The 14,000-nt window shown below is 61.0% G+C and carries 12 protein-coding genes and 1 tRNA gene; 9 read left to right on the plus strand and 4 right to left on the minus strand.

What is annotated here, in order from left to right; translation table 11 throughout:
* Positions 1–57: 57 nt before the first annotated feature.
* Positions 58–1,548, minus strand: coding sequence for an alkaline phosphatase D family protein (locus V7Z56_RS02180; RefSeq protein ID WP_334127704.1), 1,491 nt, complete (start codon positions 1,546–1,548; stop codon positions 58–60).
* Positions 1,549–1,779: 231 nt separating this feature from the next.
* On the opposite strand from V7Z56_RS02180, the gene V7Z56_RS02185 reads away from it, so the two are divergent.
* Entirely contained in the window at positions 1,780–2,262 is a 483-nt protein-coding gene (locus V7Z56_RS02185; protein WP_334127705.1) for a hypothetical protein, read from the plus strand.
* A 114-nt stretch (positions 2,263–2,376) separates the two neighbouring features.
* On the opposite strand, the gene V7Z56_RS02190 is transcribed toward V7Z56_RS02185, so the two are convergent.
* Positions 2,377–2,453 (minus strand) — tRNA-Pro (locus V7Z56_RS02190).
* 123 nt (positions 2,454–2,576) lie between these two features.
* The gene (locus tag V7Z56_RS02195) at positions 2,577–3,599 is read right to left on the minus strand and encodes a polyprenyl synthetase family protein (RefSeq protein ID WP_334127706.1); all 1,023 of its coding nucleotides are present in this window, start codon (positions 3,597–3,599) and stop codon (positions 2,577–2,579) included.
* A 120-nt stretch (positions 3,600–3,719) separates the two neighbouring features.
* On the opposite strand from V7Z56_RS02195, the gene V7Z56_RS02200 reads away from it, so the two are divergent.
* The 8 genes from V7Z56_RS02200 to V7Z56_RS02235 all read left to right on the plus strand — a co-directional run bounded on the left by V7Z56_RS02200 (position 3,720) and on the right by V7Z56_RS02235 (position 12,777).
* Entirely contained in the window at positions 3,720–3,938 is a 219-nt protein-coding gene (locus V7Z56_RS02200; protein WP_334127707.1) for a putative signal transducing protein, read from the plus strand.
* Entirely contained in the window at positions 3,935–4,741 is an 807-nt protein-coding gene (locus V7Z56_RS02205; protein ID WP_334127708.1) for a tRNA1(Val) (adenine(37)-N6)-methyltransferase, read from the plus strand. Before V7Z56_RS02200 ends, V7Z56_RS02205 begins: the two co-directional genes overlap by 4 nt.
* A gap of 41 nt (positions 4,742–4,782) precedes the next feature.
* Entirely contained in the window at positions 4,783–5,649 is an 867-nt protein-coding gene (locus V7Z56_RS02210; RefSeq protein WP_334127709.1) for a S49 family peptidase, read from the plus strand.
* Between the two features lie 46 nt (positions 5,650–5,695).
* Positions 5,696–5,914: a hypothetical protein gene (locus V7Z56_RS02215; protein WP_334127710.1), complete on the plus strand. Its 219-nt coding sequence runs from the start codon at positions 5,696–5,698 to the stop codon at positions 5,912–5,914.
* An 88-nt stretch (positions 5,915–6,002) separates the two neighbouring features.
* A complete protein-coding gene (locus V7Z56_RS02220; protein WP_334127711.1) occupies positions 6,003–6,902 on the plus strand; it encodes a glycine--tRNA ligase subunit alpha in 900 nt (299 codons plus the stop codon).
* The gene (gene glyS, locus V7Z56_RS02225) at positions 6,895–8,955 is read left to right on the plus strand and encodes a glycine--tRNA ligase subunit beta (protein ID WP_334127712.1); all 2,061 of its coding nucleotides are present in this window, start codon (positions 6,895–6,897) and stop codon (positions 8,953–8,955) included. The genes V7Z56_RS02220 and glyS overlap by 8 nt, the downstream gene beginning before the upstream one ends.
* Positions 8,956–9,033: 78 nt before the next feature.
* Complete coding sequence (ppdK, locus tag V7Z56_RS02230; RefSeq protein WP_334127713.1) at positions 9,034–11,712, plus strand: pyruvate, phosphate dikinase; 2,679 nt, start codon at positions 9,034–9,036, stop codon at positions 11,710–11,712.
* A gap of 147 nt (positions 11,713–11,859) precedes the next feature.
* Positions 11,860–12,777: an alpha/beta fold hydrolase gene (locus tag V7Z56_RS02235; RefSeq protein ID WP_334127714.1), complete on the plus strand. Its 918-nt coding sequence runs from the start codon at positions 11,860–11,862 to the stop codon at positions 12,775–12,777.
* Positions 12,778–12,791: 14 nt separating this feature from the next.
* On the opposite strand, the gene V7Z56_RS02240 is transcribed toward V7Z56_RS02235, so the two are convergent.
* Positions 12,792–13,928, minus strand: a complete 1,137-nt coding sequence (locus V7Z56_RS02240; protein ID WP_334127715.1) for an Mrp/NBP35 family ATP-binding protein — start codon at positions 13,926–13,928, stop codon at positions 12,792–12,794.
* Positions 13,929–14,000: the final 72 nt, after the last annotated feature.

Consider the following 14,000-nt stretch of genomic DNA (forward strand, 5'->3'; position numbering starts at 1 on the left):
ACAGGCGAGGTGCATTGCCACTAAAGCATATGTCAGCGCTTCTCTCGCGCGGCCGCCTTACTGAATGGGATAGTAGGGCGTATCCTTGCTCTCGCTTTTCCAGTTCACCCAGAGCTTGTCGTCGGTGCCCATATTGAGGGTGACGAAGTTGCGCGCCCGGATATATTTGTCCGAGGCGAAGGGGTTCAGCATCGTGATGCGGATCGTCTGATTTTCGTCGAGAAACTCCGTATTGTCGTTTGTCACCGTCATGATGCCGACCCATTGCAATCGGCTCGGCGAGGGGTGGACGATGCCCGAGGAGACCACCTGGTGCACCTTGCAATTGCGCTTGCTGTCATGGATGACGCCGATACAGCCAATATGCACATCGCCCGAGAGGATGACGGTTTTGTATTTCTCCGCCCCGAGGCCGTCGTTTCGGAGCTTCGCGCTCTCGAGCAGCCAGTGAATGAGCCGCGCGCGTTCGCCTTCATGGTTTTTTGACCGCCAGTGATCTTTCAGATCATCGGTCAGTGTCTCCTCCCACGGTGTTGCGTCAAAGGCTTTTTCCGCATCGGCAAAATCGCGATAGACAACCGGCACGGCGGAAAGGATGAGCAGATGCGCCTTTTTGTCTTCTTTCAGAAAGGCGATCACCCTGTCCCACTGCGCCGCGCTCATAACTTGCGCGAGGCTGCGCTCGGCCCGGTTGTCGAGGGCGAGAATGCGATAGCCCCGGAAATCGAGCGCGAAGGCGTAATGATCGGCCGCGGGATCGAGGAGGCTCCTGTTGAAGCGGGAGCGGATCTGGAACATCTCGAAATATTTCTTCGCGGTCGTGAAAATATACTGAAACACATCGCAGCCCTGCAAATCATCGGGAAAGCTGCCCCAGCCGTCAAAAATGTCATGATCATCCCACATCATGACCGAGGGGATGCTGGCGAGCATCAGGCTCATTGCCGGGTCAGTCCAGCGCGTCTCATAGAGATTTTCGAAGAACCGGTCGATCTGCGGTCGCATGGTCGCCGTTGCGGTGCGCTTCAGCTTCTCCGCCTGCGGCAGCGCGTTCCACTCCTGCAACTCGCTGACGGCGCTCCAGATGTTGTCCGCATAAAGCTGGTCGCCACCCATGAGGAGGAGGGAGAAGGGCGCCTTTTCATGCTCAATCACCATCTCCTGCCAGAGGCGGTAGGGCTCCTCAGTCTTGTGCATGAGATCGAGCGCGGAAAAGCCGTTGCAGGAGCCATAGGCGAAGCGCGGCGGCTCGCTCTTGCCGGGAATATGGAAGGCCCATTCGCTTCGCTTGTTGCGGCAATCTGCGATCTCGCCGCCTAGTTCGATGCGGTAGGTGACCTCTTTTCCGCTGGCGCCTGCGGGCGCGGCAACCTTCTGCTCGCCCCGCCAGACGCGGAAGTTCGGCGTCTCGCCGATGATGCGGCACTTTGCGCTTTTGCCGCCGACCTTCCAGACCGCCTCACCAATCTCTTGCGCCGTCGAGAATACAACCGTGTACTGATTTTCCCCTTCAATGCCGAGAACCGGCCCCGTCTTCAATGTCGCCATCTTATTCCCCCTGTTCCCGCCGACGTGCGGCAAGACGGAATTTTATGCGTCATCGGCCGTCATCGCAACTGCCGATAAAACGCGAATTTGCTGCGTAACTTATTCAAATTTTAGAAAAATTCGCAGTCGCTAGATAGGGCCGCAGCCGGGGCGATCATGTGGGGCGGGAACTATTTTCTGGATGCGACGTTTGTTCGATACCTGGAGGGGTTAACTCGAGAGGACGAACAAATGAGAAGAATGACATATGTTCCGCATAAATATGTGCTGAGAACCGCCGCTGTGCTGGGGCTTGGCCTGATTGTGGCTTCCTGCGGGACGCACCATCCGCCGCCGCAGCAGGTCGGCTCCACCACCCCGAGCGTGACTTACAAATATCACAGCGACGATGAGCTGATGCAGGTCAGCCAGCGCGCCGAGACGCATTGCCGGCAGTATAACTTCACCGCCCGGCCCGGCCAGTTTTCCACCAATTCCGATGGCAGCCGCAGCGTGATATTCGAATGCGTCCCGGCGGCGACAGCGACAACCACCACCAGCCCCGCCGTTCAGAGCTCCAACCTTATCTATAATTACCGGACGGATCAGGAGCTGTTGAATGCCTCGCGAAGCGCGCAGGCCTATTGCATGCGAAACGGCAGCAGCCAGGTAATCTCAACGATCGTCAGCAATGGCGACGGCTCGAAAACCGTGACCTTCCAGTGCCAGGCCTGATACGGGGGCGGATTTGATATTGCACGAAATGCGGAGGGGGGCTTTCCGTCTTCTTCGCATTCCGCGCGTCCGCGTGGCGGATTGCGCTTTAAGTTTATGACTTTGGGAATGAAATGGTCGGGGCGAGAGGATTTGAACCTCCGACCCCATCGTCCCGAACGATGTGCGCTACCAGGCTGCGCTACGCCCCGACCGGTGCCGGCCCGTGGAATTCAGGACCGGCGAAGCAGATGCCTTATAATCTCCTTTGATCGCCTTCTGCAAGGGCGAAATGGCACTTGCGGTGATTTTTCCTGAAAAATCCGCGCGCCGGCCTAAAAGGCGCGCTCAATTGAGAAATCGACCGCTTCGAGCAGCGCGGATTTTATCTCGCTGTCTTCAAAGATGCCGAGCGCATCCTTGGCCATCGCCCCATAGTGGCGGGCCCGCTCGATGGTATCTTCAAGCGCGGCGTGGCGATTGATAATGGTGATGGCCGTCTCGAGATCCGCATCCTTTTGCTCGCCATCCTCGATCACGCGTTTCCAGAAGGCGCGCTCCTCGGTATTGCCGCGGCGGAAGGCGAGGAGGATCGGCAGCGTCACCTTGCCCTCGCGGAAGTCATCGCCGATCGCTTTGCCAAGCGCTTGCTGCTCGGCCGAATAGTCGAGCGCGTCATCAACGAGCTGGAAGGCGATGCCGAGATTGCGGCCGTAGCTTTCGAGCGCCTGCGCTTCCGCTTTCGGCCGGTCGGCAACCACCGCACCAACTTCGCATGCCGCTGCAAAAAGCGCCGCCGTCTTTGAGGAGATGACCTGCAGGTAGCTGTCCTCGGTCGTGTTGGTATGCCCGACATTCATCAGCTGCATCACCTCACCCTCGGCGATCACCGCGGAGGCATTCGAGAGAATCGCCAGCACTTCGAGCGAGCCATCCTCGACCATCAGCTGGAACGAGCGACTGAACAGGAAATCGCCAACCAGCACGCTTGCCTGATTGCCCCAGAGGACATTGGCCGTCTCATTGCCGCGGCGAAGGTCGCTTTCATCGACGACATCGTCATGCAGCAGCGTCGCGGTATGGATGAATTCGACGCAGGCCGCGAGCTTCTTCGCGCGGTCCCCTTCATAGCCGCAGAGCTTCGCCGCGCCGAGGGTCAGAACAGGGCGCAGACGCTTGCCGCCCGCCGCGATCAGATGCCGCGCCAGGGTCGGGATCAACTCCACCTCGCTATGCATTCTTTCCAGAATGATATCGTTGGTATCGTGCAGATCCTGCTCGACAATCTTCATCAGGCGAGCGATGGACGCTTTGCTGCTGCGATCCTTGTGGGAATCGAGATTTACAATGATAGCCACATTTTCCTCATCGGGCCGGTTGGTTTGCGGACGAGCATAGCTTAAGATTGCGACGGGTCAAGTAAGCGCGATATTCTACCGGGGCGAATGAATGCCTATCATACCCTGTCAGGAGACGATGTGAAAGAACTGATAAGATGCAATGATCCGGTCCTGATTTCCTACCTGACAGCGGTTCTGGAGGAGGAGGGAATCGCGACCTTTCTCCTCGACGAGCATACCGCCATTCTGGAGGGGAGCATCGGCGCGATCCAGCGGCGGATCATGGTGACGGACGAGGATTTCCCGCGCGCCGAACAAATTCTGGATGAAATCGGCGAGGGAGAAACGCCGGCATGACGGCGGCTCTGCACGGGGGCGAAATGACGGGGGATCTGACGCGCGATGATTTTCTCGGCGGGGCGCTGAAAATATGGCAGCCGCGACGGGGGTTTCGCGCCGGCTCCGACGCCGTGCTGCTGGCCGCCGCCATCGAGGCGAAGCCGGGGGAGACGCTGCTCGATGTCGGGGCAGGGGTCGGCACCGCCGGGCTTTGCGCGCTCCATCGGCTGCCCGGCACCACGCTCTTTGCCGTTGAGCTGCAGGCGGAGCTTGCGGCCCTCGCTGCGGAAAATGCGGCCGCCGCAGGATTTCAGGATCGCTGCTCGGTCATTACGGCGGACATTGGCGTGCGCAGCAGCTTTGCCGGCCAAACCGGGCCGGGCGGAAAAGCTTTCCTTGAGGCCGGGTTCGATCATGTCTTTACCAATCCGCCTTTTTTCGGCCGCGACCGCTCGCAGGAGGCGGGAACGGAGGGACGCACGCTCGCGCGCCGGGAATCGGATGTGCCGCTCTCCGGGTGGCTCCGCTTCTGCATTGCCAGGGCGCGCTCGAAAGGCACGGTGACGATCATCCACAGAACCGAACGGCTCGGCGAGATCCTGACGGCGATGGAGCCGCTCTGCGGGCGGATCCGAATTCTGCCGCTCTGGCCGGATGCGACCTCGGGCGCGAAACGGGTCATCGTGCAGGGGGTGAAGGGGGCAAAAAGTCCGCTCCGTCTGCTGCCGGGGCTGGTCCTGCATGACGCCGGCGGCGGGCCGAGCGAAATGGCCGAAGCAATCCATCGCCGCGGCGCCTCACTTGCCCGTTATCTTGCGTGAAAAGACTTGTACATAATCGTTTAATCCTTACCTTATCGCCCATGAAACTAAAGCCACTTCTGCAAAAAACGCCGCTTCGGCGTCTCTTCGATACGTCACCGGTCGTGACCGTTCTGCCGCTATACGGGGTCATCGCGCCGGGGGGCGGCAAGCTCAGGGGCGAGCATCTCAATCTCGCGGGCCTTGCCGAGCAGATCGAGAAGGCCTTTTCCGCGAAGCATCTCGCGGCCGTCGCGCTCGCCGTCAACTCGCCGGGCGGATCGCCCGTGCAGTCGGCGCTGATTTTCGATCGCATTCGCCAGCTTGCCGAGGAGAAGGACGTGCCCGTCTACGCCTTCGCCGAGGATGTGATGGCGTCCGGCGGCTACTGGCTCGCGCTTGCCGCCGATGAGATCTATGTCAACAAAAGCTCGATCATCGGCTCGATTGGCGTCGTCTCGGCGGGCTTTGGCTTTCCGGCGCTCCTCGACAAGCTCGGGGTTGACCGGCGCATTTATACGGCGGGGGAAAATAAGGTGAAGCTCGATGCCTTCAGCCCCGAAAAGGCCGAGGACGTCGAATGGCTGGAGAAAATCCAGGGCGACATTCACGATACCTTCAAGGATGTCGTGAAAGCGCGGCGCGGCGAGCGGCTTAAAAAACGCAAAGACAAGGAACTCTTTTCGGGCGACGTCTGGATCGGCGACAAGGCGGTCGATCTCGGCCTTGTCGACGGGATCGGCGATATCCGCTCCTTCTGCCGGGCAAGATTCGGCGAGAAGGTCCGTTTCAACCGGATAGAGGGCAAGCAGGGCTTTCTCGCCCGCAAGCTTGGCCTCGGCGCGGGCGGCACTGCCGCGAGTGACGCCGTTGCCGCCATGATCGAGACGCTGCAGAGCCGCAGCCTTTGGGGCCGTTTCGGTCTTTAACCCGGGCGCGATTCGGCGCGTCCAACGCAGGAAACAGGAGCGAGTGGTGTCCCTCTTCAAGATCATTCTGCTGGGTTTGGTGATTGCCGGCGTTTTCTTCGCCCACCGCGCGTATCGGCGCTATGTGGACGAAAGGTCGGGAAAAACCGGAAATGACGCGCGATTCGCCAACCAATCGGCGGACCGGATGCTCGATCTGGATGAATGCCCGCGCTGCCACGCCTTCGTTGCCGATCTGAATACGCATCACTGTCAAGATAAATAGCAAAACGGGGTGATCGGCCGGTTGACCCGTCCCGTACAGGGCTTTATGTTGCAGCGCAATTATTCTTAAAAGCAATGTGGTCTGTACCATGGCGGGTAACCCGGCGTCCGCGCCATCCAATTCCTTTCAGGATCTCATCCTGACTTTGCAACATTACTGGGCTTCGAAAGGCTGCGTCATCCTGCAACCCTATGATATGGAAGTAGGGGCGGGGACCTTTCATCCGGCAACGACGCTGCGCGCCCTTGGCCCGGAGCCGTGGAATGCCGCCTATGTCCAGCCCTCGCGCCGCCCGACCGATGGCCGCTACGGCGAGAACCCGAACCGCACGCAGCATTACTACCAGTTCCAGGTGCTCCTCAAACCGTCGCCCGACAATATTCAGGAGCTTTATCTCGAGAGCATCTGTGCCCTCGGGATAGACCCGAAAAATCACGACATCCGCTTTGTCGAGGATGACTGGGAAAGCCCGACGCTCGGCGCCTGGGGGCTCGGCTGGGAAGTCTGGTGCGACGGGATGGAGGTCAGTCAATTCACCTTCTTCCAGCAGGTCGGCGGGTTCGAGTGTAACCCCGTTTCGGGCGAGCTGACCTACGGGCTTGAACGTCTCGCCATGTATGTGCAGGGCGTTGACAATATGTTCGACCTGAAATGGAACGATGCCGGCGTCACTTACGGCGACGTTTTCCTGCAGAATGAAAAGGAATTCTCCGCCTATAATTTCGAACATGCCAATGTCGAGATCCTGATGCGGCATTTCGAGGATGCGGAGCGCCAGTGCAACGATATTCTGGCGGCCGGCCTTGCGCTCCCGGCCTATGACCAGTGCATGAAGGCGAGCCATCTCTTCAACCTCCTCGATGCGCGGGGCGTCATCAGCGTGACCGAGCGTGCCGCCTATATCGGGCGGGTGCGGGCGCTCGCCAAGGCCTGTGCGGGTGGCTGGCTGAAATCGCGCGGCCATTTCGTGGAGGATGCCAATGGCTGAGTTGCTGCTGGAGCTGTTCTCCGAGGAAATCCCGGCGCGCATGCAGGCAAAAGCCGCCGCCGATCTCGCGCGTCTTGTCGGCGAGGGGCTGAAAGATGCCGGGCTTGAGTTTGACCGGCTGGAGGGATTCGCAACCGCCCGCCGCCTTGCGGTTGTTGTGGATGGCCTGCCGGCTGCGCAGCTCGACACATTCGAGGAGCGGCGCGGGCCCCGCGTCGGTGCGCCGGAGAAGGCCGTTGAAGGCTTTCTGAAATCAACCGGCCTCAGCCTCGACCAGCTTGAGGAGCGGGAGAGCGACAAAGGCGCCTTTTATTATGCGGTCATTGAAACCCGCGGCCGCCCGACCATCGAGGTGCTGCCCGATCTTTTGAGCGCGGCCGTCTCGGCGCTCCCCTGGCCGAAGCCGATGCGCTGGGGCGCATACTCCGCGCGCTGGGTGCGCCCGCTGCATAATATTCTCTGCCTTTTCAATGGCGATGTCGTTCCGCTTGCGTGGGAGCATCTGCGCGCCAACAACCAGACCTTCGGCCACCGCTTTATGGCGCCTGCGGCCTTTACGGTAAGCGGCTTTGATGACTACCGGGCGAAGCTGAAAAACGCCTATGTGGTGCTCGATGCGGCGGAGCGTGAGCGCGTTATCGCCAAGGATGCGGCGCGCCTTGCCAGCAATGAAGGGCTAACGCTCATCGAGGATCCGGCGCTCCTTGCCGAAGTTGCCGGGCTTGTCGAATGGCCCGAATGCCTGATCGGCTCCTTCGACCCGGGCTATCTCGACGTGCCGCAGGAGGCGCTGATTTCCGCCATGCGGAGCCATCAGAAATATTTCTCGCTCGCAGGATCAGATGGCAGGATGGCGCCCCGCTTTATCGTGGTGGCAAACCTCCGCGCCGAGGATGGCGGGCGGATGATCACGGCGGGCAACGAGCGGGTGCTCGGCGCGCGTCTTTCGGATGCGAAATTCTTCTGGGACAAGGACCGCGAGAAAAGCCTTGAAAGCCGGGTTGCGGATCTCGAAAAAATCATCTTCCATGCGAAGCTCGGCACGGTGCGCGAGAAGGTTGAACGCGTTATCAGCCTGACGAGGGAAATCGCCGCCTTCGTTCCGGGAGCCGATGCCGCTCTCGCAGCGCGCGCGGCGCTTCTGGCGAAGGCCGATCTCACCACCGAAATGGTCGGTGAGTTTGCCGATCTGCAAGGCCTGATGGGGCGCTATTACGCGGCCCATGATGGCGAGGATCCGGCGGTTGCCACCGCGATAGAGGAGCATTATTCGCCGCTCGGGCCGGGTGACCGCTGCCCGTCGGATCCGGTCAGTGTCGTCGTCGCGCTTGCCGACAAGATCGATACGCTGGTCGGTTTCTTCACCATCGATGAGAAGCCGACGGGGTCGAAAGACCCGTACGCGCTTCGCCGCGCCGCGCTCGGCGTGATCAGGCTGGTGCTGGAGAATAATCTCCGCGCGCCGCTGCTGGCGATTTTTGAAAAAGCGCGTGCGCTTTACACCTCCCGCTCCGAGACCTTCGATGCGCCCGCGCTGCTCGGCTTCTTCGCCGACCGGTTGAAAGTGCATCTGAAGGAGCAGAACGTCCGCCATGACTATATCGCCGCCGCGTTCGGCCGGGGCAATGAGGATGATCTCAACCGGCTGATGGCGCGCGTTGACGCGCTTTCGGACTTCCTTGCCTCTGACGACGGCGCAAACCTGCTGATCGCCTACCGCCGGGCCGCCAATATTCTCCGCATTGAGGAGAAGAAGGACGGCATCTCCTACAACCAGGCGGCCGATGCGGCGCTTTTCGAGGATACGGCAGAGAAGGAACTCGCCGCCCGCCTTGGGGAAATTTCACAGCAGGTCGAGGCGGCGCTCGCCCGCGAGGACTTCACCGCCGCCGGGCAGAGTGCCGCAGGCCTTCGCCAGCCGGTGGACCGTTTCTTTGATGATGTGACCGTGAATGCGGAGAATGCGGCGCTTCGGGCGAACCGCCTCAAGCTGCTTTCCGGCATTCGCAATCTGTTGGACAGACAGTGGGATTTGTCCAAAATTGAAGGCTAAATTTTACCTTTTCCGCGTAACTACATCTGTATGCCGCTACGAAGCGACTGACTTTAATATCAGAAGGGCAAATTTGAGATGACGAAGTGGGTATATTCATTCGGGGACGGAAAGGCGGATGGCACCGCCGAAATGCGCAATCTTCTTGGCGGCAAGGGCGCAAACCTCGCCGAGATGAGCAACCTCGGGCTGCCGGTTCCCTCCGGGTTCACCATTACCACCGAAGTCTGCACGGTTTATCTCGAGAATGACAAGACCTATCCCGACACGCTGAAGCCGCAGGTCGACGCAGCGATCAAGGGGATCGAGGCTTCTGTCGGCGGTCGCTTCGGTGATCCGGCGAAGCCGCTGCTCGTCTCCGTCCGCTCCGGCGCGCGCGCCTCAATGCCGGGGATGATGGATACCGTCCTCAATCTCGGCCTCAATGATGCGACAGTCGAGGGCCTCGCGGCGCAGAGCGGCGACCGGCGCTTTGCCTATGACAGCTACCGCCGCTTCATCCAGATGTATTCCGATGTCGTGCTCGGCGTCGATCACTATCATTTCGAGGAGCTGCTCGAAATCCTGAAAGGCGAAAACGGCTATCATCTCGATACCGATCTGACCGCCGACGACTGGGAGCGCCTGGTCGGCCAGTATAAGGAGAAGGTCGCCGAGGAACTCGGCCGCCCGTTCCCGCAGGACGTGGACGATCAGCTCTGGGGTGCAATCGGCGCGGTCTTCAACTCCTGGACCAATCAGCGCGCCATCACTTATCGCCGGCTGCATGACATTCCGGCGAGCTGGGGCACGGCAGTTAACGTGCAGGCGATGGTGTTCGGCAACATGGGCGATGACAGCGCGACAGGCGTTGCCTTTACCCGCAACCCCTCCACGGGCGAGAAGCTCTTTTACGGTGAGTTCCTTGTCAATGCGCAAGGCGAAGATGTGGTTGCGGGCATCCGCACGCCGCAGAATCTGACGAAGCAGGCGCGCATTGAAGCCGGCTCCGACGCGCCGTCCATGGAAGAAATCTTCCCCGGTGTTTTCCAGCAGCTCGTCGATGTCTACAAAAAACTCGAAGCCCACTATCGCGACATGCAGGATATCGAGTTCACGGTGCAGCAGGGCAAGCTCTGGATGCTGCAGACGCGTTCAGGGAAACGGACGGCAAAAGCCGCGCTCAAAATTGCCATCGACATGGTGCAGGAAGGGCTGATCACCAAGGAAGAGGCGGTCAAACGCATCGATCCGGCCTCGCTCGATCAGCTGCTCCACCCGACGCTCGATCCGAAGGCGAAGCGCAACGTCATCGCGCGCGGCCTGCCGGCAAGCCCGGGCGCGGCGTCGGGCGAGATCGTCTTTAACAGCGACGAGGCCGAAGCCCTCGCCGGCGAAGGGCGGTCCGTCATTCTGGTCCGCGTCGAGACGAGCCCTGAGGATATTCACGGCATGCATGCAGCACGCGGCATTCTGACCAGCCGGGGCGGCATGACCAGCCACGCGGCGGTGGTCGCGCGTGGCATGGGCCGGGCCTGCGTCTCGGGCGCCGGCGCGCTCAATATCGACTATAAAAACGAGACTTTGAGCGTCCTTGGTGAGACCTATAAAAAAGGCGAAACCATCACCATCGACGGCGGCAGCGGCGAGGTCATGCTGGGCGCGGTCGAGATGATCCTGCCGGAGCTTTCGGGCGAGTTTGGCGAGCTGATGTCCTGGGCCGATGAAATCCGCCGCATGAAAGTGCGCGCCAATGCGGAAACGCCGATGGATGCCGAAACCGCGCGCAAGTTCGGCGCCGAAGGCATCGGGCTTTGCCGGACCGAGCATATGTTCTTTGATGCGGAGCGGATCGTTTCCGTGCGCGAGATGATCCTCGCCGAGACGACCGAAGCCCGCCGCGCCGCGCTTGAAAAGCTGCTGCCCTACCAGCGCGACGACTTTGTCGAGCTGTTCCGCATCATGGCGGGCCTTCCGGTGACCGTGCGTCTGCTCGATCCGCCGCTTCACGAGTTCCTGCCCAAAACGGACGCCGAGATCAGCGAGCTTGCAACGACGCTCGGCGCCGATCCCGGCAAGCTTCGCCACCGCGCGCAGCAGCTTCACGAGTTCAACCCGATGCTCGGCCATCGCGGCTGCCGTCTCGGCATTTCCTTCCCGGAAATCTACGAGATGCAGGCGCGCGCCATTCTCGAGGCCGCCGTCCTCGTCAGCAAGGAGCTTGGCGAGACAGTCATTCCGGAGATCATGATCCCGCTGGTGGCAACGCGCCGCGAGCTTGATATCCTGAAAGGCAAGATCCGCCGCGTCGCCGATGAGATCGCCGCAGAGACGGGCAAGGAAATCAACTACCTGATCGGCACGATGATCGAGTTGCCGCGCGCCGCGCTGCAGGCCGGCGACATTGCCAACGAGGCGGAATTCTTCTCCTTCGGCACCAACGATCTCACGCAGACGACCTATGGCATCGGCCGCGACGATAGCGGCTCCTTCCTCGAAGACTATATCGGGCAGGGGATCTATGAGACCGATCCCTTCGTTTCGCTCGATCAGGACGGGGTGGGCGAGCTTGTGAAAATCGCCGCTGAGCGCGGCCGCGCGACGCGTCCGAACATCAAGCTCGGGATCTGCGGCGAGCATGGCGGCGATCCGGCGAGTATCGATTTCTGCGAACGCGTCGGGCTCGACTATGTTTCCTGCTCGCCCTATCGCGTACCGATCGCAAGGCTCGCCGCGGCGCAGGCCGCGCTCGGCCTGAAGCGCGTCTCCGAAGCCTGATCGGCGCACCGTTCAGATAAAAGAAAAGCCCGGAAAATTTCCCGGGCTTTTCGTTTCCAGGCTTCTCGATGCCGACTGCTTGACATGACGCCTGCAGGGTGCGACATTACAAACAAACAGAAATGTTTGTAATAAGGGAGAGGGGAAATGGTATCACGTCGGGATCTTTTGCAAGGGAGCGCGGCATCACTTGTCACGGGAACAGTTGCCGTCGCGATGGGCGGCGCAGCCGCCGCCACGGAAAGTAAACCCGCGGAGGCGTCAGGACCGTCTCCCGAGTTTGTGACCGGCACACCCCGTCTTTTCTTCACGGAAGAGGGCGAGGGGGAGAGGCAGATTGTCTTTCTGCACGGATGGGCCTGCGATTCCCATGACTGGAGCTGGCAGCTCCCGGCTTTCGCGGCACGGCATCGCTGCCTTGCCGTCGATCTCCGGGGGCATGGGCGATCGGAGGTGACCGCAGCCGGTTACGCGCCGGAGGATTTTGTCGCAGATGTGATCGCGCTGATCGAAGCGAGGGCCGCCGGCCAGCCGGTCACCCTTGTCGGCCATTCCATGGGCGGGCAGATTGCGGTGCGGCTTGCGGCCGCGCGCCCCGATCTTGCGAGCGCCCTCGTGCTCGCGGATGCCACTATCGGCCTGCCGGAGAGCTTCGAGAAGCCCTACCGCGATTTCTGTGATGCGATGGACAAGGGCATTCCGGGCGAAGTCGCGCCGCCTCTCTTTCGCGCGCTTTACACGGCGGAATCCAGTCCGGCACTGATCGAATGGCACCGCCGCCGCCTGCAGGGGATGGCGCCGCATGTGCTGCGTCAATCCATCCGACCGCTGTTCCTCGGGCCCGGTCAGGTGGCAATGGGAAGGGCAAGCGAGGAAATTTGCCGCAAGGTGGCCTGCCCGGTCTATGCGATCCACAGAAGCGAATCCCGTGCCGGCACCGTCCGGCCCTGGTTCAAGAACGAGAAATCCATTGTTGTTCCGTGGGTTGGCTCCGGTCACTGGGTGCAGCTTGACCGGCCGGAGGTGTTCAACGATGGGGTTCTGAACTGGCTGGAGACGCTCTAGCGCGTCTTAGAGCCTCACTCGATAATGATCCTGGGGCCGCTCTCAATACCAAGGCCGGCTTCGATCTTCTCCTGGATTTTCGCGGCGAGCTCCCGGTAGATTTTGGCATGGGCGCTCGAAGGCGCGCTTGCCGTGACCGGCGTTCCGGCGTCGGAGGTTTGCCGGATTTCCATATGCAGCGGGATTTCGCCGAGGAAATCGGTGCCGAGTTCCTTCGCCGTCTCGCGCGCGCCGCCGTGGCCGAAGATGTCCGAACGCTCGCCGCAGGAGGGGCAGAGGAAATAGCTCATATTCTCGATAATGCCGAAGACGGGCACATCGACTTTGCGGAACATGTTGAGGCCCTTGCGCGCGTCAATCAGGGCAATATCCTGCGGCGTCGAGATGATGACCGCGCCCGCGAGCGGCACGCGCTGGGCGAGGGTGAGCTGGGCATCGCCGGTGCCGGGCGGCATGTCGACAACGAGCACGTCAAGCTCGCCCCATTCCACATCGAACACCATCTGCTGCAAGGCGCTCATAATCATCGGGCCGCGCCAGATCATCGGCGTATCTTCCTCAACAAGGAAGCCCATGGACATGACCTTGAGGCCCCAGTTCTCCATCGGCAGAAGCTTCTTGCCATCCTTCGTCTGCGGCTTGCCCTTGAGGCCGAGCATACGCGGAAGGGACGGGCCGTAGACGTCCGCATCCAGCATCCCGACTTTGAGGCCGAGGGATTGGAGGCCGAGCGCGAGATTGACGGCCGAAGTGGATTTGCCAACGCCGCCCTTGCCCGACGCCACCGCGACAATGGCGGCAACGCCCGGCACGGTCGGTTTTGCCACCGTCTGCGGCTGGCCTTGCGGCTGCCCGTGAGCGTGTCCATGACCGGGTGCCGCGGCGCGGGGCGCAGCGGGTTTCTGCTCGGCCGTCAGAACGACGCTTGCCGAGGTGACGCCGGGAAGGGCAAAGACCGCCTGTTCGCATTTCTTGCGAAGAAGCTCCATTTCGGGCGCGTCTTTCGGATCAATCTCGAGGGCAAATCCGACGTTCCCGCCCTTGATGACAAGACCCGTCACCAGCCCGAGATCGACCACGCTCCGGCCGGTTTTGGGATCACGGATCTGGTTGAGGCAGTCGAGGATGGTTTGCTCAGAAAGGGCAGGCATGCTTGAAAACTCCGGCAGGGATACAAAATTGTAGGCATTGGATCACAAAATTGCGAGTCCCGGCATTTTGTG

This window comes from Sneathiella sp. (assembly GCF_036844445.1).
In the GTDB taxonomy this organism is placed as follows: domain Bacteria; phylum Pseudomonadota; class Alphaproteobacteria; order Sneathiellales; family Sneathiellaceae; genus Sneathiella.

Coding starts and splice junctions, on each gene's coding strand:
- ppdK (WP_334127713.1), top strand. CDS start 9,034: ATGACGAAGTGGGTATATTCATTCGGGGACGGAAAGGCGGATGGCACC.
- V7Z56_RS02180 (WP_334127704.1), bottom strand. CDS start 1,548: ATGGCGACATTGAAGACGGGGCCGGTTCTCGGCATTGAAGGGGAAAAT.
- V7Z56_RS02210 (WP_334127709.1), top strand. CDS start 4,783: ATGAAACTAAAGCCACTTCTGCAAAAAACGCCGCTTCGGCGTCTCTTC.
- V7Z56_RS02220 (WP_334127711.1), top strand. CDS start 6,003: ATGGCGGGTAACCCGGCGTCCGCGCCATCCAATTCCTTTCAGGATCTC.
- V7Z56_RS02235 (WP_334127714.1), top strand. CDS start 11,860: ATGGTATCACGTCGGGATCTTTTGCAAGGGAGCGCGGCATCACTTGTC.
- V7Z56_RS02185 (WP_334127705.1), top strand. CDS start 1,780: ATGAGAAGAATGACATATGTTCCGCATAAATATGTGCTGAGAACCGCC.
- glyS (WP_334127712.1), top strand. CDS start 6,895: ATGGCTGAGTTGCTGCTGGAGCTGTTCTCCGAGGAAATCCCGGCGCGC.
- V7Z56_RS02240 (WP_334127715.1), bottom strand. CDS start 13,928: ATGCCTGCCCTTTCTGAGCAAACCATCCTCGACTGCCTCAACCAGATC.
- V7Z56_RS02205 (WP_334127708.1), top strand. CDS start 3,935: ATGACGGCGGCTCTGCACGGGGGCGAAATGACGGGGGATCTGACGCGC.